Origin of the sequence: Sporosarcina soli (assembly GCF_042655805.1) — a bacterium.
In the GTDB taxonomy this organism is placed as follows: domain Bacteria; phylum Bacillota; class Bacilli; order Bacillales_A; family Planococcaceae; genus Sporosarcina; species Sporosarcina soli.
In genome coordinates, this window is sequence record NZ_JBHSNO010000005.1 from 1071651 (window position 1) to 1096241 (window position 24591).

Sequence of the window (24591 nt, forward strand, 5' to 3'; positions counted from 1 at the left end):
TAAGATTCCCCTTTACTCGTTAATAAATATATGTTTTTTCTTTTGACCAAGTAACAAAAACGTCATCGCCTTCATGTAAAGACAAGTCTTTATAATCTTCTGGTTGTAATGAACAAATAATGGTTTTATCATGTGCAGCCGACCTAACGCCAAGCGTATATGTCGAACCTAGAAAATGCATGTATTCCACTTGCCCATTTAAACTATTTTGTTCACCCATCTTCTCAACATCACTCTGTTTAATTACTTGTGAATGTTCCGGTCTGAACATAATGACTTTTTCGATAGAAGTGGAATTTTTTCGTTTACTCACTTTTATGATTTCGCCAGTTTTAAGTTTGGCAGTAAAACAATCAGATTCTTCCCGGACATCGTTGACTGAAATCATATTCGTTTCTCCAATAAAGTTGGCAACAAACGAGTTGCTCGGTTCATCATATATTTCCGACGGTGTCCCAAGCTGTGAAATATCACCGTTATACATAACTGCGATTCGATCTGATAAGACCATCGCTTCTTCTTGATCATGCGTGACAAATAATGCTGTAAACCCATGTTTTTTTTGTAATTGCCTGATTTCCACTCTTAAAAATTGCCGTAACTTCGCATCTAAATTACTAAGTGGCTCATCAAATAAAATAATGGACGGATTGAGGACAAGTGACCGTGCCAAAGCGACACGTTGTTGCTGACCTCCTGATAATTGTGTAGGTAAACGGTCCTCAAATCCTGTAAGTTGTACAGATTCAAGCGCCGCTTTCACTCTTTTTTCAATCTCACTTTTAAGTACTTTCTTTCTTTTCAAGCCATATGCAACATTTTCAAATATGGTCAAGTGAGGAAACAGCGCATAGTTTTGGAAAACTAGACCAATATCTCTCTTATGTGTCGGAACGTTTACAATTTCTTTATCATCTAACTTAATAGAACCGCTCGTCGGATCAAGTAATCCGGCGATCATTCTCAATGTTGTCGTTTTACCACAACCACTTGGACCTAATAAGGAAACTAATTCTCCTTGTTCAATCGTCAAATCGAGTTGCTTAACGACTAGATTGTCTTTATATTGCTTGCATAAATTCGTTATTACTAAACGACCCATTCTTTTCCCCCCTAGTTAGTACAGGTCCTTTTTATCAATAAATCTCATGCCTATCACGCCAATTATTATCGTTCCTAAAATTAAGAGTGAAGATATTGCTGAAATCGACGGATTCAAATTGAATTGGATATCAGAATATATCAATAAAGGTAACGTTGTCACACTAGAACTTGTTAAAAACAGCCCTACTACAAGCTCGTCGAAAGAAATAATGAAAGCGAAAAATCCTCCGGCTATTAAGGCCGGTTTTATTAAAGGTAATGTCACCAGAAAAATAGTCTTTATGGGTGACGCACCGAGGATTCTTGAAGCTTCTTCAATCGAGGGATTGATTCGTCCCAAACTTGCAACTACTGATCTAACGACATAAGGAACCGTTAACACACAATGGGCTGCGGTCAACCTTACATATGCGTCTGTAATTCCTAACTTACTAAAAAACATTAACAAACCGATCCCGAGTAAAAGTGACGGAACGATTAATGGTGCAAGAAAAAGGGAGTTAACGGCGCCTTTTAATTTGAAACGATATCGAACGACTGCAATTGAAACCATGGTTCCGATGATCAATGAGACAATGGTTGCGATTGCTGCAACTAATAGACTGTTCATTAATGGTTCAAAATATCTTCCATCTGAGAGCACATATTCATACCACTTCAAAGTAAAACCCTCTGGTGGAAACGTTAAATAAGCTGTATTACTAAAAGATGTAACAATGACAATTAAGAGTGGCGCCATTAAAAAGGCAAAAATGAATAGATTGATAATGCGAAAAATAGAAATAGGTTTCAACTACAAGCCACCCCCTTGATTCGATACTTTACTGAGCGCTTTATTATAAACGCTAATTATTATTAATACGGCTATTAATAAAATCACAGCAATAGAGGATGCGTAAGGCCAATTTAATAAGTTGATGGTTTGATTATAGATTTCTGTCGCCATGACAGGAACTTTTGGTCCACCGATTAATGCCGGTGTAATGTAGAAACTGATAGCGATTGAAAATACGAGCAATGTTCCAGCAAAGATACCCGGAAGTGATAATGGTATCGTAACTAACCAAAATGTTTTAAACGGAGAGGCACCTAAGTTTTCCGAAGCGTGCTCTATATTTAGATCCGCTGAAGATAAAATTGGATATAACACGAGTACCATGAAAGGTAACAAAACATGGGTCATCGCAATAATAACCCCCAACGGAGTATATAAAATTTCGATTGGACTAGAAATAATATGAAGGGATAACAATGTTTCATTAATTAATCCCTTTTTCCCCATAATGACCATCCAACCAAAGTTTCTAACTACCGCACTCGTCAGTAATGGTAATATGACTAATAAGAGTAGAAAATTTTGATACATTTCTTTCGCCCTGGCAATTCCATAAGAAAGGGAATAGCCTAAAAATAAACAGACAAGAGCCGTCACAAAGCCAATCCATATGGTGCGCCATAATATTTTCAAATAATGGGAGTCTGATAAAAATCTACTGTAATTTTCGAATGTAAATACGCCATCCGTTTGCGATTCAAAAAAACTGATAATGAAAATTTGTCCAAGAGGAACGATAAAGAAGAATAACATCATCGCTAGTCCTGGAATGAGCAATATCCAATGTGGTGAAAGTTTTAGTTTCATTGCTTCACCTTCCTACTTCAAAATAAGATGAGTAAGGCAATTTTTCACAGGATTGCCTTACCATTTGTCACACCTATTGTGAGATTAGTTTAGCCCAACGTTCCGTCCACTCACCTTTATACTCGTTGACAGTATTCCAATCTAATTTAATCAAACTATTCATGACTTCTTCGCCATGAGGAATGACTTCAGCCAACTCTTCTGATATTTCTACGTCTTTGTTGGTAGGTGAGAATCCTGTTTTTTCAGCAAAAGCCTTTTGAACTTCAGGACGCAACGAGTAATTGATGAACTCATTGGCCAATTCTGAATTCTTGGAGCCTTTTACGACTTGCATATTGATGAATATAGCCATTCCCCCTTCTTCAGGGATAGAGAATCCAATTGGTTGGCCTTGTTTACTAAAGTTAAAAGCATATCCAGAGTCATATGGTGCGATAATGACTTCTTCTTGAGCAAAAAGATTTCCTAGATCAGGAGTTGTTGAGACAATTGAAGAAGCATTTGGCAATAAAGTTTCAATACTTTTAAAACCTGGATCGATATTTTTCTCATCGCCATTGTTTAATAATGCGTTCATCACTAGAAATTGTAGACCAAACGTATTTGAAATATCGATTATCCCGACATCGCCTTTATATTCTTCTTTCCATAATTCATTCCAAGATGTAGGAACTTCTTTTACGATCTCTTTATTGTATAAAATACCTAACGCATCGAATGCCGATGCAGGACCGTATTTAGGATCTAATATAGCGCTTTCATAAATACCCGAAATATTTTTGAGTATACTAGAATCGATTTCTTCCACTAAACCTTCTTTAATCGCCTGTGCTTCTTGACCACCAGAAAATTGAACAACATCGATTTCAGGATTATCTTTTTGAGCCTTTATCCGAGCAAGCGCATCCGCAGAATATAACGTGATCATTTCAACTTCGGCATTAAATTCTTCTTCAAATGGTTTTACTAACACTTCCATTTGCGCAGCTTCATAATCACCGCCAAACGAGGTGACAACCAATTTCTGTTTTCCTTTTGTCCCGTTTGAGGAAGTGGCCCCTTCCTTATCTCCTCCACCACAAGCAGCCAAAATCAAGATGCTTACCATCGTAAATACGGTTAATATCCAGCTTTTCTTCATCATAATCCCCCTTTACTTTTTTGGTTGGCATCAGCCTTATCAATCAACCAGTTAAAAATGCTTTTCGCATGACCACTTTCTTGGTACATCATTTCGGGATGCCATTGAACAGCAATAATATCTTCCCTGTCTTTAAATGTAATGACTTCGACAATACCATCCCTTGATTTCCCTACTATCTCAAGATTTTCTCCCAAATGTTTAATTGACTGATGATGAATACTATTGACATTAATTGTATTTCCTATTAAAGAAGAAACAAAATGATCCTCCTTTAAAACGACATCATGTACTGCTTTCGATCTGTTTTCTACTGTTAAATGCTTTATCTTAGTTGATATTTCAGATGCAATATCTCCATACAATGTGCCATTTTGAACGATATTTAACAATTGCATTCCCCGACAGATGAATAAAATAGGAATTCCAATATCGAGTGCTTGTCTGATCAGTTCTATTTCATACTCATCTCTTTCAAAGGAAGTATCTTTGTATTCTTGATTAACATGTTCAGTTTCATAATATTTAGGATGAACATCCTCTCCACCGGCCAAAACCAATGCATCAATTAACCTTAATTGTTCTTTGATGAATTTTTTGGGTACAATCGGCATTAAAGTTGGTAACGCTTTCGAACTTAAAATTGATTCAACAAAATCATAACTGAACATCGAAAACTGCTGTCCTGGAACACCTTTCACCCAACCATTTTTGTTTTGTTCAGAGGATACGAAATAACCTGTCACCCCTACTTTTATAAGTGTGTTCCTCATTTATTCACCTCATCTAGTACAAACAAATATTCCATCTAATTTGTATTTTTCAACCGTTCAAACAAGTTATTTGTGGTAGAGCTAATGTGGTTTACCATGATTTGATGTGCTTCTTTGGTGTCACCATTTTCGATAGCCTTTAAGAGCTGCTTATGTTCCAGATAATTTTTTTCATAGACCTTTTCATTAAAAGGTAATATGTCTAACACAGGATTCACTTTTAGTCTAATCATGCGAACCGCTTGTTCAAAATATAGATTGTCCGAATACTTTCCAAGCATCAAATGAAATTGTACGTCTAAAGAGCGAAACTCTTCTCGATTCTTTTCATTTTTCATTTTTTCAACTATAGTGTTTAATTCTTCCAGCTCTTGACTAGAGACATTTTGGACAACTAATCGAACAACTTCCGGCTCAATAACATTCCGGAACTCGAATAATTTTAAGTAATTCTCTTTTTCATTCAATACGTTCGTTCGAGTACGTTCAATATCTTGAGTTGTAAGTGGAAGTATGAACGTTCCCCCTTTCGCACCTCTTCTCTGTTCTATAAGACCTTCTTCTTTTAGTACTGCGATAGCATCTCGCATTGTGTCACGGCTGGTATTAAAAATTTTGCATAATTCCCGCTCTGGAGGTAACTGCTCTCCCGGCAGCAACTCTTTTAAAACAATTGCTTCTTGAAGTTGTTCAAAAATATAGTCACTTACTTTTTTCGCATCGATATTCTTGAATGTATCGACACTTTTCCACTGATTCAAAGATATTACTCCTCCTTTGGTCTATGGTATAAACCTTATACCTTATAATAAAACTATTTTTTCGCCAATGCAAGCATTTTCTAAATAATATAATATTCGTGACCAGTAAAAACCGTTTGAACTCATTTGTATCAACATGTCACTCAGCTGGCTACAAAAAGTCGAACAGCACTCGCTGTCCATCATGTACTTGCATATTCTCATGGACAAATTGTTGAACGACTATTTTACGTACGGCCTTATCGGGTACACAGCAATTGGCGTGTTCATCCCGATCATCGTTTCCATTCTGATCAAACATTTGCTGCCGAATGGAAAACTATTGCTCGGTGGATTTTCGCCGAAGAAGGAAACAAACCCAATGCCAACTTAAGAGAAAATGAATGTATAACGTCATTCATTTTTGCATAGACTACTTATTACAGAGACGCGGCACCTCTCTGTCCCGCGCTGGGGCACTTTCGGCAGAAGGTGAAAAACAATACTACGCCCCATCCGACTGGGGATGGAAAGACCCAGTAGTGCCGTATCCTACATAACAACATGAAAACACCAGCCAAATTGAAATGGCTGGTGTTTTCATGTCAATGTGAATCGGCCTAGGACTTCGATCCACAATTTATATTCTTTTTAAAGTGTCCTATATGCTAATTGGCCAATCACTTTTTCGTGTTGTGGATAGCTTTCCATTAATTGCTCCTGTGTAAACAGCTCAAAGTCTTCAAAATCAAAGCCGGGAGAAACCATACAACCAACGAGTGAAAATGTTCCGCCTTCAATCGTGGAAGATCCGAAAATCGAATTTCGGGGAACGATCACCTGTGGCATCTCTCCGTTCTCGATATCTAGACCAAGCTTCATTTCCGTATAATTTCCTGCCTCATCGATCACGTGAACAATGAGCGGACTACCTCCATGGAAATACCACACTTCATCCGATTTCAACCGATGAAAATGGGACACATCCCCTGACTCTAAAAGGAAATAAATGCTTGTGAACAGATGGCGCTTCTTTCCGTCCACATCCATACCATGTAGTGAAGCGAAACTGCTTTTATAAAACCCACCTTCCGGATGCTGCTCCAGACCAAGGTGCTGAATATAGTAATGAGCGTCTTTTTTCATGTGTCAACCAACCTTTACTTGATAGATTCTAGTTTCTTCTTTTTCTGATATATCAACTTCTACTTATACAATCATGCCCTTATGCTAATGATAGCAAACCGTTTCCCATGAAAATACGCACTGGACAAAATTTCTATTAAAAGATATATTAAAAGAAAATGAAATTTATGGAAATTCATTCAAAAGGAGCGTCTATGCATGAAGCGATTATTCACGGTAGTCCTGTCCTTCACACTAGTATTCAGTCTGTCATTCTATACCACGCAAGTTGAAGCGGCTAGTCCAAAAACTAAAACTTATGCCAACTGTAAAGAGCTGAATAAGGTATATCCTGGCGGCGTGGCGAGATCTGCCTCCATTAAAAACAAAGGCGGCAAAACGAAGTACAAGCCGTTTGTTTCTCAAGCACTTTATGACGCGAATAAGAAAAGTGATCGTGATAAAGATTTGATTGCTTGCGAGCGATAAAATAGTCTTTATTCCTTTAAGATTTTAAGTGATTTTGTTTGTGTAGACGCAAAACGCCAGCCGAGTTTGTAGATGGCTGGCTTTTTTCATGTTGCATTGAGTGTTTCGATCCACAATGTATACCCTTCGCCATTCAAATGGAGTCCATCAACCGTGTAGCGCTTATCCAACTGTCCACTTTCATCCTCAAAATGGGCATGCAAGTCGATGTATTTAATTCCATTTTCATAAGCAATTTTTTGTAAAACATCATTGAATTCCTTTACTTTTTCATTCGACACATCATTCCCGAATAATCCATTGTTCACTGGCAAGATCGATTGGAGAAAAAGCTTCGTGCTCGTTCCTTCAAACGCATCTACAATAGCGGTGACGTTCTTCCTGAAATCCTGTATATCCGTGTCATGACGAATATCATTCACGCCAATCATCAAATACGCCTCTGCAGAATTCCGCTCCACCACTTCATCTACCCGATTCAAAACACCTTCTGCAGTATCATTCCGGATCCCGCGATTCAATACAACTTCGCCGGAGAAATATTCCTGGAACTCTCCATAATCGGTTATGCTGTCTCCGATAAACACTTTATCCGGCTGCTGGATAGTCGATTGCTCAAAAATACTTTTCTTTGTGAAATAATAATTCGCATCCTTTTTCGGAGATGACGTCGCTTGCACCTTTGTTTTCCCAAAATCGATGCCGCCAATCTTGTTCACTACATAACTGCCTGATCCTATAAGCAAGATATTTAAAACTAATGAAATCATCAATAAAATTTTGTACTTTTTCACACTGTACACTCCTTACTTCGAGGCAAAAGCCTTTCCAAATAGCTATACCCCGATTTGCGGGAGTTTTAACAAGGGTGCTGTTATTTTGTATATGTTGTGTTTCTCGCGCGGTGCATTGCTTTCACCATCAAAAAACCAGACACCAAAACAACCCCAATTGTTTCAGCGCCTGGCTTATTATTTAACAACTTAGGGCAGAATTCTCCCACCTCAACGCAAAGCGTAGGTGGGAGATGAATGCTTGCTCTTATATTGTTATCACACAAGAACATACGTTTCATTTTATGGGGTTCGTGGTATAATAAAGTGTACTAGCATCTGATTGGAGGGTTGGCAATGATTCGTTGTATGAAGACGCCGTTCCGGGCAAGCGAGGAAACGATTGACCGATTATTCGAGTGCAACCGGGTTTCGGGTGAAGTTTGGAACCGGTGTTTAGAGCTTGCGAAAGAAACCCATTTGAAAACAGGAAAATGGATTACCAAAAGTGCGTTACAGAAAGGCACAAAGGGAATCTTCCCGATTCATTCCCAATCTGTGCAAGCCGTTTGTCATAAGTATCTGTTTGCACGTGATGCAGCAAGAAAAGCGAGAAAAGCCGGACATCAAAATAAATATCCGTACAAACGAAAAAAACACTTCAATACGAAATGGGCGAACAACGGCTTCAAAGTCTTTGAAAATGGCAAAATCCAATTATCGGTGGGAAAATTTGAAGGGAAGCTACAAGCTCCTCTTATTCTCTGGATCAAAGAGTTGCCAAAAGGTCAAATCAAAGAAATCGAACTAATTTTTGACCGACAACTGATGTTATCCATCGCTTATGAGGATGGTCAGAAAGCGAAAGAAAATACCTTCGTAAATCGCTCAGCAATTGACGTTGGAGAAATCCACACCGTTGCGGCGGTTGCGGAAAATGGTGAAAATATCATCATTACTGGTCGTAAAATCCGCGCCATTCATCGGTTGCGCAATAAAAAGCTAGCAGAACTCCAACGAAAAATGAGCAAATGCACAAAAGGGTCCAAGCAGTGGAAAAGATATCACCGAGCGAAACGCTATGTGCTCTCGAAAAGTGATAAACAACTTCAAGATGCTTTGCATAAAACAACGAAACAATTTGTCGATTGGTGCATCGAAAACGAAGTCAAAGAAGTTGCATTTGGAGATGTGGACGGCGTTCAACGCAACACATCCCGCCGTAAAAAGAAAAAAGGTCCGACGAAGAACGACGAACCAGAAGCTATCCAATTGGTCTTTTGGAAAAGTTTACGCCTATCTGAAGTATAAACTGGAAGCAGAAGGCATGAAAATCGAAAAACACGATGAAAGTCATACGAGTCAGCAATGTCCTTGCTGCCCGAAGAAACGCAAGGTCTCTTCGAGAATCTATACATGTCCATGCGGTTATACAAATCATCGCGATATTCACGGGGCATCCAATTTCTTCGCAAAAACCTTTTATGGCGAAATCAGAGAACTCGATTTTAGCCTACAATCTACAAAGTATCTACGGATTGCCTAAGGGCAAGAAGTAGTAGATGGTCTGTTCCGACCCTGCTTATCTGCGGATAAGTTGTTGCCTACTGTAGTGCATGAAAACGACTTCTACGAATTCTCGTAAAAAGAACGTGTCACCCACATTCTTTGTTGGAGCATTTTCATTCATTTGATAGGAAACCCCCACTTCAAAAACGGAACGTTTTAAGTGGGGGAGGTTCATTCAATCATTACTCGGGAAAGAGAACTCCGTTTGCTGTCCAATCGCATCTGCATCCGGCCATCTTTCCGATACGGTTTTGGATTTCGTAAAGAAGCGGACGGTATCCGGACCAAACATATGGCCTTCTCCGAATTTGGAGCGCTTCCAACCGCCAAAGTTATGATAGCCGACTGGAATCGGGATCGGGACGTTGACGCCGACCATGCCGACTTCGATTTCTTCTGTAAACTTGCGGGCGGCAGCGCCATTATTCGTGAAAATGGTGACGCCATTCCCCAACTCGTGGTCGTTGATCATGTCAATTGCTTCATCCAATGAAGAAACTCGGACAACGATGCGCGCTGGGCCAAATACTTCCTCTTTGTAAATTTTCATATCGGTTGTGACATGGTCCAAGACGGTTGGGCCTAAAAAGAAGCCTTTCTCAGTTTGGCAAATTTCCGGATTGCGGCCGTCAAAGGCAAGTTTCGCTCCATCTTCCAAGCTTTCTTCAATGTATTTGAGAACAAGATCTTTTGATTGTTGGGTGATGACTGGGCCGAAGTCCATTTGCTCATCATGGTAGGGACCGACTTTTAATTCGGCAACGCGTTCTTTTAATTTTTCTGTAAAGCGTTCTGCTGTCTTTTCTCCAACCGGAATAGCGGCGGAAATCGCCATGCAACGTTGGGAGGCTGCACCGAATGCGGCACCGAGAAATGCCGTCACTGCCTGATCCACATCGGCATCCGGCATAATAATCATATGGTTTTTCCCGCCGCCGAAAGCCGCGACCCGTTTATTGTTCCGGCAACCTTCGTGGTAAATATACTCCGCCACTTTCGTCGAGCCAACAAAGGAAATAGCCGTTACAAGCGGATTGGACAACAACTCATCCACCGCTTCCTTATCGCCATTGATGACACTCCAAACACCTGCCGGAAGCCCTGCCTTTTGCCAAAGCTCTGAAATGAAAAGTGCAGAATGCGGCACACGTTCGGACGGCTTCAAAATCACGGAATTTCCGCAAGCGACCGCCATCGATGTCATCGCAAGCGGCACCATGACTGGGAAGTTGAACGGTGCAATCGCCGTCACAACGCCAAGCGGCTGCTTCACTGAGAACGAATTGATATTGCCGCCGACATTGACGGAGTACTCCCCTTTTAACATTTGCGGAGCACTCAAGGCAAAATCTACCGATTCAATCCCCCGACTGATTTCTCCTTTCGCATCGGCAATCGTCTTACCGCTTTCACGGCCGATCAACTCCGCCAACCGATCCGTTTCTTCCACTAGCAAAGCCCTGAAACGATGGATGATTTCCACCCGTTTCGCAACAGAAGTCTTCCGCCATTCCGGGAAAGCGGCTTGTGCCTTTTGAATCGTTTCCACGACTTCTTCTTTCGTTGCCAATGGAACATGCCCAATGACTTCACCTGTCGATGGATTAAAGACATCCCCGAAACGCCCGCTTTTCCCTTCCACCATTGCCCCACCAATAAAGTGTGTCAACGTGCTCACTTTGTTTTCACTTTTGATTGACGTCATGTCCATTCCTCCCCATTTATTGTTTGATTAATTCGCCATACCCTTTTCCACCGTTTCTTCATCATATGCAATCAGCATATCCCCGATCGGCGCTCCCAACTAATCCAATGCGTGCTCTCTGGCAACGCATAGATTTTGTCATTCAATTGCGGGGAAATCTTACTGAAATCAACCATAAGTAATCCTTCGTGAGCATGTCGGATAATTCCTTCTATTCCTCAATAGATTTTTCCATGCTAAAAGTTGGAAGTTTGTTCAGAACCGTGTTCGTATCCATTCCATAGACAATGTATCCCAAGTTGATCGCCGAAAAGATTCCACTTCGATTATGTTGGATGGTTTCAGGGGGTGACGTTTTTTTGGTGAGCTTTGAGCGCGAGGTAACTTTGTTTGGGCGATGCGGGTCACGCTTTGATCACTCTTTGCTGATTTTGAGCGCGTACCGCGTTGTTTGAGCGTGTGAGGGGAGGCTTTGAGCACCATGGGATACTCTTTGATCACTCGACACTTCCTTTGAGCGCACAACTTTCTTTGAGCTTGAGGAGTAAATCTTTGAGCGCGGCGGGTTTCTCTTTGATCACTTGTCACTTCCTTTGAGCACGGGCGGATTTTTATGAGCGCGAGGGGATCTTCTTTGAGCGCGAACGGTTTTTTATGAGCATGTGAGAAGATAGTTTGAGCGCCAACCATGCACCTTGGGCACTCAACAAACATTTTGAGCTCCCAACAAAAGGGTTGCCCACTACATCTGGGCAACCCTTTTCATCCTAAACTGCCAAATCGTCGATTGCGCAATTGAAAATCTTCGATTGCTTCCAATAGGCATTCCTCGTTATAATCCGGCCAATAGACGTTTGTAAATGCGAGTTCGGCGTAGGCAAGTTGCCATAGCATAAAGTTCGACAACCTCACTTCCCCACTCGTCCGAATGAGCAGATCGAGTTCCGGCAAGTGACCCGTCATGAGACAAGATTCCACGAATGCTTCATCTATATCCTCGGGGGCAATTTGTTGCGCCACGGCTAATTCGCTAATGTGCTTCACGACATTCACCAACTCTAGCCGACTTCCGTAATTCAATGCAAAGTTCAACACAAGACCGTCATTTTGTTCTGTCGCCTTCCTCGCATTTTCAATTGCTTGCTGTGTATGTTTTGGCAACGCTTCGAAATCGCCGATCATTTCCACTTTCACATTTTTTTCGATCAGCTCAGGCAAGTAAGTCGTTAAATACTCACCCGGCAGTTTCATCAGAAAATCCACTTCAAATTTGGGTCTTTTCCAATTTTCGGTTGAAAACGCATAGAGCGTCAACGCTTTAACGCCGAGTTCATTGGCAAAGCGAGTAATTTTGTGAACTGTTTTCATCCCTTCATGATGACCGGCAACCCGGGGCAGATTACGCTGCTTCGCCCATCGTCCGTTCCCATCCATAATGATCGCTACATGATTCGGCATCGGCTTTTTCCGGGCTTCATTCAACCTCTTTAGCAAACTATCAGGTAGCGCAGGCTCCGACTTTTTCAAAAGAAACTTATCGAGCATATCGTATCCTCCCTTTCCGCTTGCCTTTAGTCGTGTAACGGGATACTCTATTTCATTTTATGAATCAATATTGCCATTCATTCAACCAACAGTCCCCTTGCCTCTATGTTTATAATGAAAATAGGATGTTTTTAGAAAGGACGGTGCAGAGACATGTTGGAGTTTTCAAATTTTGAGATGACGGATCTTTCCCTTGAAAAGCAGATCGAGTGGTGGAAGGCGATTGTTCATTCCATCAATGATGGGGTGCTTGTCATTGATCATCTAGGAATTGTTCGGCTCGTGAACCCTGAGTATTTAAAGATCACAGGATGTACGCCGGCAATGATCGGCAAGCCATTGAAAGAGTCCCGCCCTGGTGCCCTCTTACCTGAAACACTGATCGATCAAAAAACGAGGGTGGGCGTTTATCGGAAAACAGGGGATCGGGAATATGTTGTCGATATGGCCCCCATTACAGTCAACAATCAAATCATTGGGGCAGTATCTATTTGTAAAAGCTTGACGGAAGTTCATAAGCTCAATCAGGAGCTAAAACAAAAAGGGGAAAAATTAGAGCAACTTCAGAAAAAGATGAATTCGCTTTACCAAGCAAATTATACGTTCAAGCAAATTATCGGCAAAAACAGGGGGCTTAAAGAGGCGGTTCACGTAGCCGAAAGAGTGGCCGAGACCGATTTGTCCATTTTAATTACAGGCGAAAGCGGGACGGGAAAAGAGCTGTTTGCCCAAGCCATCCATAATGAAAGCCGGCGAAAGAATCAGCCATTTGTCCCCGTCAATTGCGCTGCTATTCCCCCCTCTCTTTTGGAAAGCGAATTATTCGGTTATGGGGATGGCGCTTTTACCAATGCGAAAAAGGGCGGGAAAATCGGCCTGTTTGAAATGGCAAATAACGGAACAATATTTCTAGATGAAATCGGGGATATGTCCTACGATCTGCAAGCAAAATTGTTAAGGGTGCTGCAAGAAAGCAAAATTCGTAGAGTAGGCGAAACGAATGAGCGGCGCATAGTCGTCCGAATTATCGCGGCAACCCACCGTGATCTCCAGCAACTCGTGAAAAAGAACCGCTTCCGTGAGGATTTATTGTACCGGCTGAATGTCATCAACCTACATATTCCACCCCTTCGTGAAAGAAAGGAAGATATCCCTGAGTTGGTCGATTCGATCCTCCAGTCATCCGTTACAAATTTGGAGTTGGAGCATGTGCCTGCCGATTATACAGTGGACGAGCAGACCTTGGCGTTTTTGCAGTCCTACGAATGGCCAGGTAATGTCCGCGAATTAAAAAATATGATCGACTACGCCTCTTGTATGGTCGAAGGTACAGCAATCAAAATCGAACATCTACCCGAGATCTTGACCAAAAACCGTGTAGTCTCCCCTAGTCTGCAGGTCAATAGCGTCGATAAACCTTTGCAGCAAGCAATGGAGGAAGCCGAGAAAAACTTCATTCAAGAAACGATCAAACGATTCGGGACAGGCATTGAAGAAAAGAAAAAAGTTGCCAATGCGTTAGGGATTTCATTAGCTACGTTATATAACAAATTGAAGCGTCATCACATCGATTTCTAAACACTTAGAAAGCAGACTGTCAATTTTCTAAGGAATTAGAAATCAAGTTAATCATTGTTGGCACAACATTTCGAGACATCATCATTCTATTGATTTCTAATTAGCTAGAAACCAGATCAAAAAATATTAACATCACCTTTCAAATAGTCGCCATTTTCCGCCGATTCACCCCCCATATCCTTCTGGCACGCTTCTTGCATCACTAACCGCATAGAGAAAAAGGCGGTGACAGGAAGAAAAAGGGAAGGATTAAAAGGGAACTGGGGGGATTCGATGTTAACATTATTAGGCTATTTGACGATCGGTACGTTCCTATTTTTGATTATGACAAAGCGGCTGACCGTCATTGTGGCGCTTGTCCTTGTACCAATCGTTTTTGGGGTGATCGGCGGGTTTGGTCCAGAAATGGGACCGATGATGTTAGAAGGGATTCAAAAAGTTGCACCAACGGGGATTATGGTTGGCTTTGCGGTATTATATTTCGGGCTGATGATGGATACGGGGTTATTTGATCCGATCATTTCACGGATCATTCGAATTGTGAAAGGGGATCCGTTGAAAATTGTCATCGGGACAGCGCTTGTTACGATGCTTGTGGCATTGGATGGAGATGGTGCATCGACTTTTATGATAACGATTTCGGCATTTCTTCCTATTTATAAAAGGCTTGGGATGAATCCGCTCGTTTTATCGGGTGTCGTTGCGTTGGGGGCAGGCGTCATGAATATTGCACCTTGGGGTGGTCCGACGGCAAGAGCGATGAGTGTACTCGAAGCGGATTCAACCCAATTATTCAATCCCGTTCTACCTGCCATGTTTGCAGGAATCGCGTGGGTCTTGTTTTCAGCCTATTGGCTTGGAAAAAAAGAGCGTGAGAGACTGGGGATTATCGATTTGAATCTCGAGAAGGAAGGGTTCATGATGGAGCACGCGGCTACTGCCGAAGTGAAGCGATATAACCTGTTCTGGTTCAATCTGGCATTAACGGTTTTACTTCTCGTTGCATTGGTGATGGCCTGGCTGCCGATGCCGGTTTTATTTCTCGTCGCATTCGTGATCGCTTTGCTTGTCAATTATCCAAGTTTCGAAGCGCAACAAGAAAGGCTGACGAATCATGCAGGCAATGTCGTTATGGTGTCCTCCATGATTTTTGCGGCAGGGATTTTCACCGGCATTTTGACAGGCACGCAAATGATTGACGCCATGGCCATTTCTTTGGTGTCAGTCATTCCGGAGCAAATCGCGAACTTCCTGCCTTTACTCGTCGCCATCACGAGTATGCCGCTCAGCTTTGTGTTCACACCGGACTCTTATTATTTCGGTGTGCTGCCGATTCTCACGGAAACCGCTGTGAATTTCGGCATTGATCCGATTGAAATCGGACGCGCGGCGATTCTTGGCCAAATGACGACCGGCTTTCCATTAAGCCCGCTTACCGCCTCCACGTTCATTCTTGTCGGTATGACCGGGGTCAATTTAGGCGAGCACCAAAAATTCATTTTCAAATGGGCATTCGGGACAACGATTGTCATGACCATCATTGCATTACTAACAGGAGCGATATCTATTTGAGGTGATTGAAATGATCAGAATCGGATCAGGAGCAGGATTTTCAGGAGACCGATTGGAACCGGCCGTACTTCTTGCTGAACAAGGAAAGTTGGATTACTTAGTATTGGAATGTCTTGCGGAACGCACCATTGCGTTGGCACAAAAACGGAAGTTGAATAACCCGTTATTGGGTTACGATCCTTTATTGGAAAAGAGATTGGAATTACTCTTACCTATTCTTTCTAAAAATAAAGTACGACTCATCACCAATATGGGTGCCGCCAATCCGGTGGGGGCGGCTGAAAAAGTGGCGGAAATGGCGCGCAACCTTGGGATCTCCATAAAAGTGGCGGCTGTAACGGGCGATGATGTCCTTGCACTCATTCGACCGAATGAAAAGACGTTAGAGGATCAGACCCCCATATCTGCCTACGGATCATTACTATCCGCCAATGCCTATCTCGGCGTCGAAGCCATCTTGCCTGCATTAGAGACTGGCGCGGATATCATTATTACCGGCCGTGTGGCGGATCCGTCGTTATTCGTCGCGCCAATGGTCCATCATTTTGGCTGGTCATTGGACGATGTGGATCGGATTGCACAAGGGACAGTCGTTGGCCATTTATTGGAATGTGGCGGGCAAATTTGCGGAGGCTATTTTGCCGACCCGGGGAAAAAAGATGTGGTGGACCTTGCCCACTTAGGATTCCCCTATGCGGATGTTGCGTCAGATGGTACGGCCGTCATCAGCAAGCTGGAAGGAACGGGTGGCAAGATTTCATTGGCAACGGCGAAAGAACAGCTGTTGTATGAAGTGACCAATCCGAATGAATACCTCACCCCTGATGTCAGTGCTGATTTTACAACGGTTCGGTTGAAGGAGCTTGCCGCAAACCGCATCGAAGTTTCCGGTTGTAAAGGGAAAGCGAAGCCAAACACTTTGAAAGTAAGCGTCGGCTACCATGCAGGATTCCAAGGTGAAGGCGAAATCTCCTATGCCGGGCCCAATGCGTTAGGTAGAGCAGAACTCGCCGGCGAAATTCTGCATGAACGGCTAAAAGGCGAATTCCCCGAACTTCGACTGGATTATATCGGCAGCTCATCCGTCCATCGTACAAACTTTGGAGCACTGGAAGAACCCTATGAAATCCGGCTGCGCGTAGTGGGCAAAGCAGAAACGAAAGAAGCCGCGGAAAAAATCGGCGAAGAAGTCGAAGCCTTGTACACAAACGGCCCAGCTGCCGGTGGGGGCGCCCGTAAATATACAAATGAAGTCGTTGGGATCGTGTCGACCTTAATCCCGCGAAGCAACATAAAGGCATCTGTCAACATAAGGGAGAGTGTGAAATATGAAGAAAAAATTATATGAACTCGCCCATAGCCGCGCCGGCGACAAAGGCAATACGCTCATCCTCTCCCTAATTCCGTATGAAGAAAAGGATTACGAGCTATTACATGAAAAAGTAACCGCGGAAAAAGTAAAGGAACATTTAACAGAAATTGTCGATGGAAATATCATCCGTTATGAAGTCCCAAACATTTCCGCACTTCAATTCGTTTGTCACCATGCCTTACTCGGCGGCGTCACCACCTCGCTCAGCATGGACACCCATGGGAAAAGTTTGAGCTATGCATTGCTGGGGATGGAGATTGAGATATAGGTTTTGCATAATGTCCACCTGACAAACGGGTGGACATTTTTTCGAGATGGCTAATAATATCCAACGGAGTGATCAGTTCGAAAAATAACGTGTAAATAGCTTAAAACAAAAGAGTGCAGTGACAATCACAATCGAGCGCTTGAATACTTGACCGGAAACTTGTTCTTCTTTCTTTTGTTCTGCAATGAGCATCGCAAGAAGTAAAATAACGAGGGGAAACAGCGTCATCATCATAAACGGCTTGATAATCAGCGCTAAGAAGGGAATCATCCGATCTTTGGCATCTAGCATGAAATAAGTAGTGATGGCCACCGTTGCCGAAATCCCCAAAATAGCAGCTATCCATCTTGCAGTGGAAAATTTCATAATTAATTTCACCCCCAGTTGTCATTAGGAGAAACATACAAATAAGAAATCAACCGAGATACGACCCGATTGATTTCTTATATTTTCCAATACAATTGCAGTATATGTTCCGTATACTATCATGTACAACAGCCTTTTTTAATCGGCCTTTGTGCCCCTTCAGAGAAACGCTCTTTCCCCAATCCGTCTGATGCAACTTAACTCTTCCAATCTTATCGCATGCTAAAATACTCCTTCTATTTTATAAACCAATCGCATCAATGCGTAATTGATTCCTTTGTCCACTCGCATTTTCAATTCTTTAACGATCCGCAATGGAATACATATGATAAGAATCTTTTTTTAGGGAGGGAACACTTGTGTCAGATCTCATTTGGCCCGTTATCAATCTTACAGGAATTTCTCCGACATTAAATTCGATGTTCGATCGTTTACAAACCGCTGAAGCAACGCCTCTATTCAACTATACATCCAATTACGGCATTTCTGCAGTAAGGGATGTCATTTCCACCACAGGGAGTGGTACAGTTACAAATACACAAGGCTTCTATCAAGTCGCAACGACCACTTCCCCAAATGCTACAGCCATTTTAGATACCACTGAACGCGGTAAGCTATTCCCAGGCAATTCGTTCGAAGCCGGGGTTTCCGTCCGTATTCCTACGGCTCCGACGGGTACCCAAAAAGCCACTTGGGGTTATTTTGATGGAAGCAATGGTGCCTACTTCGGTCAAGACGCCACGGGGATATTTGTTGCGGTCCTTAACAACGGCGTCGAAATATTTAAGGTTTATCAATCCTCTTGGAATGTAGACCGGCTGGATGGATCAGGACCAAGTAAACTTAAACTTAATACAACAGTCGGGAAAATGTTCCAAATACGATTTGGCTATGAGTACGGAATTATCGAGTTCCGGATCGTATTTGTGAACACGTTAAATTTCCAGCAAATCGTCGTCTGTCATCGCCAGGCCCAAAATACGAACGGCGTTTTACTTTCTGATCCGAACCAAGTCATTCGTGTGCAGGTCGAAAATGGAGGGGCTGGCGGTGTATTTTCCGCAAACGTGAGGGGAAGATATTATGCGATTCTCGGACCAACTGTCCCAACGAATCGAATCACTTCAGAAAGCCGGTTAAATATGACGGTAGGAGCCGGTGCCTTTATTCCGACCATCAGTTTCCGACGAAAAAGCATTTTTCCTGATGGTTCAAACAGGAATAACTCGGTGAATGTACAAATTAGCAGCTTCGATATCCTAGCCAGTAACGATCTAAGATGGCAATTGCGTTACGGTTCTACACTGACCGGGGCTTCCTTTGGCAATATTAGCGATACTCCATCAGCAGAAACATGTTGCCAATCAGATGTTTCCGCCACCGCAATCAATACCTCAACCGGGATCAAACTGATGAGCGGGTTTGCCAAAGGCGGGCAACATTCAGCGCAGCAACGCTTTCCGGTCGATACCGTTTTGAATGGGACAACTCCGGTGACATTAGCGATCACGAGTCTTTCAGGAAACGCAACTTGTCATATCGTCTTCCGGGTACATGAAGATTGGTGAATTGGAATAATGAATAAGATATTCGTTCATTTATTAATCAATCCGAGACTACAATCGTACAGTCCCGGATTGATTAGTATATATGGAATTTGTAGACTTAATTGTATTGTAACCTAGACCCCGAAGCCAAATTACTTTCTAGCCTTTTCAGGCGACTATCTAAAATGAAATTTCCAAACGGGATAAACGCTACGATAAATGCACCGAAGAAAAATCGGATTGGCCATTTCACTGCAAATGTCGTATACACAATGGCTATACAGTAGATGGTGAACAGCACCCCGTGTATCATTCCAACGACAGTGACCACCATTGGCATATCCATGAAATATTTTAAAGGCATCGCGATGAATAAGAGGAACAATAACGAGCCACCTTCCAATATACCCATCAATCGAAATCGCCCTAAGGCCGTTTTCAACATCAATCTCCACTCCTAATCTACTAGTCTATTCCCATTATAGAAGTAGCATCAGAACAAGTACAAGAAAAGAAAGGACTTTCACTGAACGTTCACAGAGCAAGTTCTTCCTTACAGTTTTCTACTATCAATTACGTCTAGATTTTGAATTGCGCTTTCTAATGGCTGGTGCCTTAATTTCTGCAAAGAACGCAGAAATTTCAGGCAAACCGAACCATTCGATTCGCAATTAACTCAATTCAAAAGCTGTGACATCCGCCGGAGGCTTAGGCCAATAGGATGTTTGTAACTCAGGCGTTTCCGCAGGACGCGGCGACCTTAGCCTGAGTTCCTCTATTCAGCAAATCTTTTTCTACTGAAAGCGAAGCGTCAGCTACAGGGAGTTTAGACTCTTCTGATTGAAATGCATTCTGGCATTCATCCCGCCACTTATGGAAATGGCGGACTTCTCCTGAATCAAGTTAAATATTCCTCTGGGAATGGGCAACCCAGATTTCGGGTTGCTTAACCCATCTTATAGAATGTCTAAGCTTTCTCGGGGATTCTCTAACGGAGCGAGTAGCCCAATTGTTACTCTTTTGCACACATCCGCTTGAATTCCTTGTAATTGTAGCTTTTTCACAATTTGGGCAGTCGTCAAATAGCCCTTTTGTAGAAGAGTTTGTTCCGTTTTCCGATCGTTGTTTTTCAAAAAAGTCCTCCTTCTAGCTAAAGTGATCCCATCAAATGACAACGTGTCATTTCTCAGGTTATTTCCATAATAAATGACGCTTTGTCACATGTCAATACATTACGACAGTGTGTCATATTTTATTCAAATATTAGAGAATTAGTTGCCTCATTGAATAAGAAAAAGCCCTTCGACCTTTCTCGGTCATTGGACTTATTAGTTCGGTTTTATCCTATTTTCTTCAATGCAATGAATCGGTTCGCATAAATACTTCCCGATCCAAGGCATGAATTTTGTATGTGATGTACTTCAGCTCTTTCTTCATATCTTTCCATAACTGAACCGTATTTTTTGATAGTTCCTCGAATTGACGACCGACACCGTTTAAATTTGTATCAACAGCATCGAACCGTTCATGCATCTCGGTTTTTATGTCTCGGATATCGGTTTTAACATCCTTCATCTCTGTTTTCAAACTCTGGACATCTGACTGTACACCGTTCATCTGTTCCATCATTTTGCCCATCATTTCAATAAGTTGTTTGTCCATATGACCCACTCCTATAGATTATAGTATAAGGGTTTTTCACCGTGAATTAATAGTGATTAGGGAAGAATTCGTTGTGATTTTACCTAGCGATGGTTTACTGCTTTAATTGTAGGATTTTGAAGTTTGGCGGTAATTTGTTTCCATTTTCATCCACCATACACCAACAATTTCAGGGTATAAATTGTCATAAATGTACTGAAAAGTCGATAATGCCGTTTTGAAATAAATAAAAAAGGCATATTGCAAATTTGCTAGTTTTATTCCCCTCAAATTTCAATTCTCACGAAGGATAGAACGCGTAAAAATTATTTTCCTAACTCCAATAGGCGGTAAATTAGTAGTAAGCACAATTGTGTTTGAACCAACAAAAGTAAATATACCAAAAGGACACAAGGCAGCTGCCCTGTGTCCTTTTATGTCTATTAAACACCAGTATTTCAATTTCGGTTGATTGACACTTCTAGTCTTGCTTATATTTTAAAGCGATTATTATTCGCTTTTCCCATTGAGGCTTAACTTATTAGCTTTCCTCTTTAACCTTTTTTCTCCACTGAATCTGTTCTTTGTTTTTTCCGCCAGATTATCGATGACTACATACATAACCGGTACGAAAACGAGGGTCAATACTGTTGAAGCAGCTAAACCGAATACAACAACTACACCCATCGGCTGGTTGGATTCCGCTCCTTCCCCAAATGCAAAAGCAATTGGGATCATCGTAAAGATGGTGGAGACGGAAGTCATCAGGATTGGACGAAGTCGGCTACGTCCCGATTCAATAAGTGCCTCGGTTCTTTCCATTCCTCGTGATCGTAAGATATTGGTATAGTCAACCAGGATAATCCCGTTATTCACCACAATCGCGGCCAACATGATGATTCCCATAAATGCCGTGACACTTAGCGGGATATTGGTGACAAAGAGTCCGACCATCGCCCCGATGATCATCGTTGGCAGGGAGAACATGATGACAAACGGATGGGTAAAGGATTCGAATTGGAATGCCATTACCATGTACACAAGCACAACGCCTAGTACGAGCGCAATCCCTAGCGCCGTAAACTCCTCGGCAATATCTTCCGCTTCCCCGCCCGTACTTACTTCATAACCTTCTGGCAATGCAAGTTCTTTCAACTTCGCATTCAAGTCTTGTGATACTTCCACTGCAGAACGTCCGATTACATCACTTGTGACATTCACTTGTCGCTTTTGGTTCTTCCGGTTGATTTCGGTCGGACCTTGGACTTGCTTGAGCTCTGCCACAGCCGTAATCGGAACGTGGACGCCTTCGCTATTTTGAATGACGAATGTTTCCAAATCACGAATGGTTTGTGTACTTTCTTTCGGGAATGCAACCCGAACGTCAAACTCATCGCCATCTTCTTTATATTTTGTAGCGACTTGTCCACTGAAAGCCATGCTGATTCCGTTCATGACCTGTTGATAAGAGAGTCCATACTGACTGGCCACTTCACGATCCACGATGACTTGAACTTCCGGTCGCCCTTCCGCAGAAGTACTTTCGATATTGAGGGTACCGTCTATATCTTGAAGGATCCACACGACCTGTTGAGATAGATCGCCTAGGACAGCCAAGTCATCGCCCGAAATTTCAACTTGAATTGGAGAACCCGTACCCATCCCTTGATCATTCTCTTGCACGGTGATTTTTGCGCCAGGAATATCACTCAGCATAGTATCGACTTCACCAATCAACTCCGATGTCGATAAATCCCGTTCACTTGCTTTGACAAATTTAATGGCAAAACTCGCATATTCGGAGCTGCCTCCGCCAATTCCCATCGAGCTACCACCAATGGTTACAGTTGTCATATCGATGATGTCGTCATATTGAGTCAGACGTTCGCTAATATCTTGAACCGTTTTCTCTGTCTCGGCCAGTTGCGTACCTGGTTGTAACTCCACATTGATTTGCATCTCTCCGCTATCGGCAGATGGCATCAAGACAAATCCGATGAAGGGGACAAGAAACAAGCTTCCGACTACAGTTGCCGCAACGATAGCAATCGTTCTTTTCCGGGCTCTTAAAGCTTTTTCCAAAAGCTTGACATAACTATTCGTCAACTTATTTAACAGCTTATTGAACCATCCCTTACTTTCCTCACTGTCGAAAGATGCAGATACACTTCCTAAAAATTTAGAGGAAATCATCGGCAAGAATGTGATGGCACCAATAAGTGCTGCCGATACCGCAAAGACGACTGTCAATGCAAGTGGGCGTATCATCTGCGCTGCAAGTCCGCTGATGAAGAGCATCGGTACGAAAATCGCCGCAGTCGTTAAGGTTGCCGCAATGACGGATGGTGCTAATTCAGTCGCCCCTGCCAATGCAGCTTCTTTGATCGGCATGCCTTCCGTCCGTTTTTTAAAGATGTTCTCAAGAATAACGATGGCACTGTCAATCATCAAACCAATTCCGATTGCCAAACCACCCATTGAGATGGTGTTGATACTTTCACCTGTCAAGTACATGAGCGTAAATGTCGTGAGCAGGGATAATGGCATCGTCAGACCAATGACCAACGTCGTTCGAATGCTCCGTAAGAATAATTGTAAGACAATCATTGCTAAGGCAAATCCGACAACCATATTGACCATAACAGAGTTAATCGAGTCTGAGATGAATATGGATGTATCCATGGTCGTTGTCAATTTCAAACCGCGTTCTTCCAACTTCGGATTTAACTTGTCAATGACTCGATTAATCTCATTTGCTGCACTGATCGTATTGGCATCCGATTGCTTCATAACGGAGAATGTCAGTGTATCTTCTCCATTAACACGAGAGATTGTCGTTTGGTCTTCAAATGTATCTACTACCTCAGCGACATCTCTCACTTTAATCGTCTCACCGCTGACAAGAGCAATCTTGGTGTTCATAATATCTTCGACCGAAGTAAATTCACCGTCGATCCGTACTTGAACGTCTTCACCGCCACGTTCTACAGTCCCCGCCGAAATAGAGCGGTTTTCTGCCCCTAATGCTTGGGCAACTTGAGGGCCCGAAAGCCCAAAGTTTTGCATCTTTCCAAGATCCAAATTCACCTGAATTTCCCTTTTCAATCCACCTGTAATGCTAGCGGAAGCAATTCCAGGTGCACGCTCGAATTCGGGCTGGATTTCGTTTTCAGCGATGACTTGTAATTCACTTAAATCTGCCCCAGTTAAACTGATCGTCTGAATTGGAATCGCTTGAGGATCGAGACGCATGACCAATGGGGCATTCGCGCCATCCGGCAATTGGGCACGGACAGGATCCAACTTTTCCCTCATATCATTTAAAGTCGATTTGATATCTGTTCCATAGTCAAACTGTAAAATCACCATCGACGAAGATGGTTGTGAAATGGATTGGATCGTGTCGATACCTTCAAGCGTTCCAACCGCTGATTCTATTGGTTTACTAACCAATTCTTCAATTTCCTGTGAGGCAGCACCCGGGTAGCTCGTGACCACAACCGCGATCGGCAAATCCATTTTAGGAAATAAATCCACGGCTAAATTTCGAACCGAGATAAAACCTAAAACGAGTGCGAGCACAACAACCATGATGACCCCGACAGGACGATTTATCGAACCTTTAATCAGTTTCAAAG

Annotated in this window: 24 protein-coding genes; 9 read left to right on the plus strand and 15 right to left on the minus strand. The window is 42.5% G+C overall.

Annotated elements, in window-relative coordinates:
* Positions 1 to 19 precede the first annotated feature (19 nt).
* From ACFPRA_RS09170 to ACFPRA_RS09195, 6 genes are all read right to left on the minus strand, one after another.
* On the minus strand, positions 20 to 1102 hold the full coding sequence (locus ACFPRA_RS09170; RefSeq protein ID WP_381433086.1) for an ABC transporter ATP-binding protein: 1083 nt from the start codon (positions 1100 to 1102) through the stop codon (positions 20 to 22).
* Positions 1103 to 1117: 15 nt separating this feature from the next.
* On the minus strand, positions 1118 to 1897 hold the full coding sequence (locus tag ACFPRA_RS09175; RefSeq protein ID WP_381433089.1) for an ABC transporter permease: 780 nt from the start codon (positions 1895 to 1897) through the stop codon (positions 1118 to 1120).
* On the minus strand, positions 1898 to 2746 hold the full coding sequence (locus ACFPRA_RS09180; RefSeq protein WP_381433093.1) for an ABC transporter permease: 849 nt from the start codon (positions 2744 to 2746) through the stop codon (positions 1898 to 1900).
* A 73-nt stretch (positions 2747 to 2819) separates the two neighbouring features.
* A complete protein-coding gene (locus ACFPRA_RS09185; RefSeq protein WP_381433097.1) occupies positions 2820 to 3890 on the minus strand; it encodes an ABC transporter substrate-binding protein in 1071 nt (356 codons plus the stop codon).
* The gene (locus ACFPRA_RS09190; RefSeq protein ID WP_381433100.1) at positions 3890 to 4663 is read right to left on the minus strand and encodes a gamma-glutamyl-gamma-aminobutyrate hydrolase family protein; all 774 of its coding nucleotides are present in this window, start codon (positions 4661 to 4663) and stop codon (positions 3890 to 3892) included. Before ACFPRA_RS09190 ends, ACFPRA_RS09185 begins: the two co-directional genes overlap by 1 nt.
* A 35-nt stretch (positions 4664 to 4698) precedes the next feature.
* Positions 4699 to 5424, minus strand: a complete 726-nt coding sequence (locus ACFPRA_RS09195) for a FadR/GntR family transcriptional regulator (protein WP_381433103.1) — start codon at positions 5422 to 5424, stop codon at positions 4699 to 4701.
* A gap of 136 nt (positions 5425 to 5560) precedes the next feature.
* Here ACFPRA_RS09195 and ACFPRA_RS09200 point away from each other — a divergent pair, with 136 nt between their 5' ends.
* On the plus strand, positions 5561 to 5797 hold the full coding sequence (locus ACFPRA_RS09200; protein ID WP_381433106.1) for a hypothetical protein: 237 nt from the start codon (positions 5561 to 5563) through the stop codon (positions 5795 to 5797).
* A 257-nt stretch (positions 5798 to 6054) separates the two neighbouring features.
* Here the strand turns inward: ACFPRA_RS09200 and ACFPRA_RS09205 are convergent, their stop codons facing one another.
* Positions 6055 to 6549 (minus strand): cupin domain-containing protein, encoded by a 495-nt coding sequence (locus ACFPRA_RS09205; protein WP_381433109.1) that lies wholly within the window; start codon positions 6547 to 6549, stop codon positions 6055 to 6057.
* Between the two features lie 198 nt (positions 6550 to 6747).
* On the opposite strand from ACFPRA_RS09205, the gene ACFPRA_RS09210 reads away from it, so the two are divergent.
* Positions 6748 to 7017 (plus strand): excalibur calcium-binding domain-containing protein, encoded by a 270-nt coding sequence (locus tag ACFPRA_RS09210; RefSeq protein ID WP_381433112.1) that lies wholly within the window; start codon positions 6748 to 6750, stop codon positions 7015 to 7017.
* Positions 7018 to 7103: 86 nt separating this feature from the next.
* Here ACFPRA_RS09210 and ACFPRA_RS09215 read toward each other — a convergent pair whose 3' ends face one another.
* Positions 7104 to 7811, minus strand: a complete 708-nt coding sequence (locus ACFPRA_RS09215; RefSeq protein WP_381433115.1) for a GDSL-type esterase/lipase family protein — start codon at positions 7809 to 7811, stop codon at positions 7104 to 7106.
* Positions 7812 to 8147: 336 nt separating this feature from the next.
* On the opposite strand from ACFPRA_RS09215, the gene ACFPRA_RS09220 reads away from it, so the two are divergent.
* Both ACFPRA_RS09220 and ACFPRA_RS09225 read left to right on the plus strand, forming a co-directional pair.
* The gene (locus tag ACFPRA_RS09220; protein WP_381433118.1) at positions 8148 to 9101 is read left to right on the plus strand and encodes an RNA-guided endonuclease InsQ/TnpB family protein; all 954 of its coding nucleotides are present in this window, start codon (positions 8148 to 8150) and stop codon (positions 9099 to 9101) included.
* Positions 9102 to 9117: 16 nt separating this feature from the next.
* Positions 9118 to 9336, plus strand: coding sequence for a zinc ribbon domain-containing protein (locus ACFPRA_RS09225; RefSeq protein ID WP_381433121.1), 219 nt, complete (start codon positions 9118 to 9120; stop codon positions 9334 to 9336).
* Positions 9337 to 9534: 198 nt separating this feature from the next.
* Here ACFPRA_RS09225 and ACFPRA_RS09230 read toward each other — a convergent pair whose 3' ends face one another.
* The gene (locus ACFPRA_RS09230) at positions 9535 to 11064 is read right to left on the minus strand and encodes a CoA-acylating methylmalonate-semialdehyde dehydrogenase (RefSeq protein ID WP_381433123.1); all 1530 of its coding nucleotides are present in this window, start codon (positions 11062 to 11064) and stop codon (positions 9535 to 9537) included.
* A gap of 762 nt (positions 11065 to 11826) precedes the next feature.
* Positions 11827 to 12609 carry an isoprenyl transferase gene (locus ACFPRA_RS09235; protein ID WP_381433127.1) on the minus strand — a complete coding sequence of 261 codons (783 nt, stop codon included), beginning with the start codon at positions 12607 to 12609 and terminating at the stop codon, positions 11827 to 11829.
* 153 nt (positions 12610 to 12762) lie between these two features.
* Between ACFPRA_RS09235 and ACFPRA_RS09240 the strand changes: the two genes are divergently transcribed.
* From ACFPRA_RS09240 to ACFPRA_RS09255, 4 genes are all read left to right on the plus strand, one after another.
* The gene (locus ACFPRA_RS09240; RefSeq protein ID WP_381433130.1) at positions 12763 to 14187 is read left to right on the plus strand and encodes a sigma-54 interaction domain-containing protein; all 1425 of its coding nucleotides are present in this window, start codon (positions 12763 to 12765) and stop codon (positions 14185 to 14187) included.
* Positions 14188 to 14460: 273 nt separating this feature from the next.
* Complete coding sequence (locus tag ACFPRA_RS09245; protein WP_381433133.1) at positions 14461 to 15759, plus strand: CitMHS family transporter; 1299 nt, start codon at positions 14461 to 14463, stop codon at positions 15757 to 15759.
* Between the two features lie 10 nt (positions 15760 to 15769).
* Entirely contained in the window at positions 15770 to 17107 is a 1338-nt protein-coding gene (locus ACFPRA_RS09250) for an acyclic terpene utilization AtuA family protein (RefSeq protein WP_381433136.1), read from the plus strand.
* Positions 17088 to 17399 (plus strand): AtuA-related protein, encoded by a 312-nt coding sequence (locus ACFPRA_RS09255; protein WP_381433139.1) that lies wholly within the window; start codon positions 17088 to 17090, stop codon positions 17397 to 17399. The genes ACFPRA_RS09250 and ACFPRA_RS09255 overlap by 20 nt, the downstream gene beginning before the upstream one ends.
* A gap of 72 nt (positions 17400 to 17471) precedes the next feature.
* Here ACFPRA_RS09255 and ACFPRA_RS09260 read toward each other — a convergent pair whose 3' ends face one another.
* Positions 17472 to 17765, minus strand: a complete 294-nt coding sequence (locus tag ACFPRA_RS09260) for a hypothetical protein (RefSeq protein WP_381433142.1) — start codon at positions 17763 to 17765, stop codon at positions 17472 to 17474.
* 359 nt (positions 17766 to 18124) lie between these two features.
* On the opposite strand from ACFPRA_RS09260, the gene ACFPRA_RS09265 reads away from it, so the two are divergent.
* Entirely contained in the window at positions 18125 to 19333 is a 1209-nt protein-coding gene (locus tag ACFPRA_RS09265) for a hypothetical protein (RefSeq protein WP_381433145.1), read from the plus strand.
* Between the two features lie 97 nt (positions 19334 to 19430).
* Here ACFPRA_RS09265 and ACFPRA_RS09270 read toward each other — a convergent pair whose 3' ends face one another.
* The 4 genes from ACFPRA_RS09270 to ACFPRA_RS09285 all read right to left on the minus strand — a co-directional run bounded on the left by ACFPRA_RS09270 (position 19431) and on the right by ACFPRA_RS09285 (position 24589).
* Positions 19431 to 19757, minus strand: a complete 327-nt coding sequence (locus tag ACFPRA_RS09270; protein WP_381433147.1) for a DUF3817 domain-containing protein — start codon at positions 19755 to 19757, stop codon at positions 19431 to 19433.
* Between the two features lie 511 nt (positions 19758 to 20268).
* The gene (locus ACFPRA_RS09275; RefSeq protein ID WP_381433150.1) at positions 20269 to 20445 is read right to left on the minus strand and encodes a hypothetical protein; all 177 of its coding nucleotides are present in this window, start codon (positions 20443 to 20445) and stop codon (positions 20269 to 20271) included.
* A gap of 220 nt (positions 20446 to 20665) precedes the next feature.
* Positions 20666 to 20974: a hypothetical protein gene (locus ACFPRA_RS09280; protein ID WP_381433153.1), complete on the minus strand. Its 309-nt coding sequence runs from the start codon at positions 20972 to 20974 to the stop codon at positions 20666 to 20668.
* A gap of 489 nt (positions 20975 to 21463) precedes the next feature.
* Positions 21464 to 24589: an efflux RND transporter permease subunit gene (locus tag ACFPRA_RS09285; protein ID WP_381433156.1), complete on the minus strand. Its 3126-nt coding sequence runs from the start codon at positions 24587 to 24589 to the stop codon at positions 21464 to 21466.
* Between the last annotated feature and the right edge of the window lie 2 nt (positions 24590 to 24591).

What these genes read in the sequence shown, in the direction of transcription:
- ACFPRA_RS09170 (WP_381433086.1), bottom strand. Translation starts at nt 1,102, where the DNA reads ATGGGTCGTTTAGTAATAACGAATTTATGCAAGCAATATAAAGACAAT.
- ACFPRA_RS09180 (WP_381433093.1), bottom strand. Translation starts at nt 2,746, where the DNA reads ATGAAACTAAAACTTTCACCACATTGGATATTGCTCATTCCAGGACTA.
- ACFPRA_RS09185 (WP_381433097.1), bottom strand. Translation starts at nt 3,890, where the DNA reads ATGAAGAAAAGCTGGATATTAACCGTATTTACGATGGTAAGCATCTTG.
- ACFPRA_RS09190 (WP_381433100.1), bottom strand. Translation starts at nt 4,663, where the DNA reads ATGAGGAACACACTTATAAAAGTAGGGGTGACAGGTTATTTCGTATCC.
- ACFPRA_RS09200 (WP_381433106.1), top strand. Translation starts at nt 5,561, where the DNA reads ATGTCACTCAGCTGGCTACAAAAAGTCGAACAGCACTCGCTGTCCATC.
- ACFPRA_RS09205 (WP_381433109.1), bottom strand. Translation starts at nt 6,549, where the DNA reads ATGAAAAAAGACGCTCATTACTATATTCAGCACCTTGGTCTGGAGCAG.
- ACFPRA_RS09210 (WP_381433112.1), top strand. Translation starts at nt 6,748, where the DNA reads ATGAAGCGATTATTCACGGTAGTCCTGTCCTTCACACTAGTATTCAGT.
- ACFPRA_RS09220 (WP_381433118.1), top strand. Translation starts at nt 8,148, where the DNA reads ATGATTCGTTGTATGAAGACGCCGTTCCGGGCAAGCGAGGAAACGATT.
- ACFPRA_RS09225 (WP_381433121.1), top strand. Translation starts at nt 9,118, where the DNA reads ATGAAAATCGAAAAACACGATGAAAGTCATACGAGTCAGCAATGTCCT.
- ACFPRA_RS09230 (WP_381433123.1), bottom strand. Translation starts at nt 11,064, where the DNA reads ATGACGTCAATCAAAAGTGAAAACAAAGTGAGCACGTTGACACACTTT.
- ACFPRA_RS09235 (WP_381433127.1), bottom strand. Translation starts at nt 12,609, where the DNA reads ATGCTCGATAAGTTTCTTTTGAAAAAGTCGGAGCCTGCGCTACCTGAT.
- ACFPRA_RS09240 (WP_381433130.1), top strand. Translation starts at nt 12,763, where the DNA reads ATGTTGGAGTTTTCAAATTTTGAGATGACGGATCTTTCCCTTGAAAAG.
- ACFPRA_RS09245 (WP_381433133.1), top strand. Translation starts at nt 14,461, where the DNA reads ATGTTAACATTATTAGGCTATTTGACGATCGGTACGTTCCTATTTTTG.
- ACFPRA_RS09250 (WP_381433136.1), top strand. Translation starts at nt 15,770, where the DNA reads ATGATCAGAATCGGATCAGGAGCAGGATTTTCAGGAGACCGATTGGAA.
- ACFPRA_RS09255 (WP_381433139.1), top strand. Translation starts at nt 17,088, where the DNA reads ATGAAGAAAAAATTATATGAACTCGCCCATAGCCGCGCCGGCGACAAA.
- ACFPRA_RS09260 (WP_381433142.1), bottom strand. Translation starts at nt 17,765, where the DNA reads ATGAAATTTTCCACTGCAAGATGGATAGCTGCTATTTTGGGGATTTCG.
- ACFPRA_RS09270 (WP_381433147.1), bottom strand. Translation starts at nt 19,757, where the DNA reads ATGTTGAAAACGGCCTTAGGGCGATTTCGATTGATGGGTATATTGGAA.
- ACFPRA_RS09280 (WP_381433153.1), bottom strand. Translation starts at nt 20,974, where the DNA reads ATGGACAAACAACTTATTGAAATGATGGGCAAAATGATGGAACAGATG.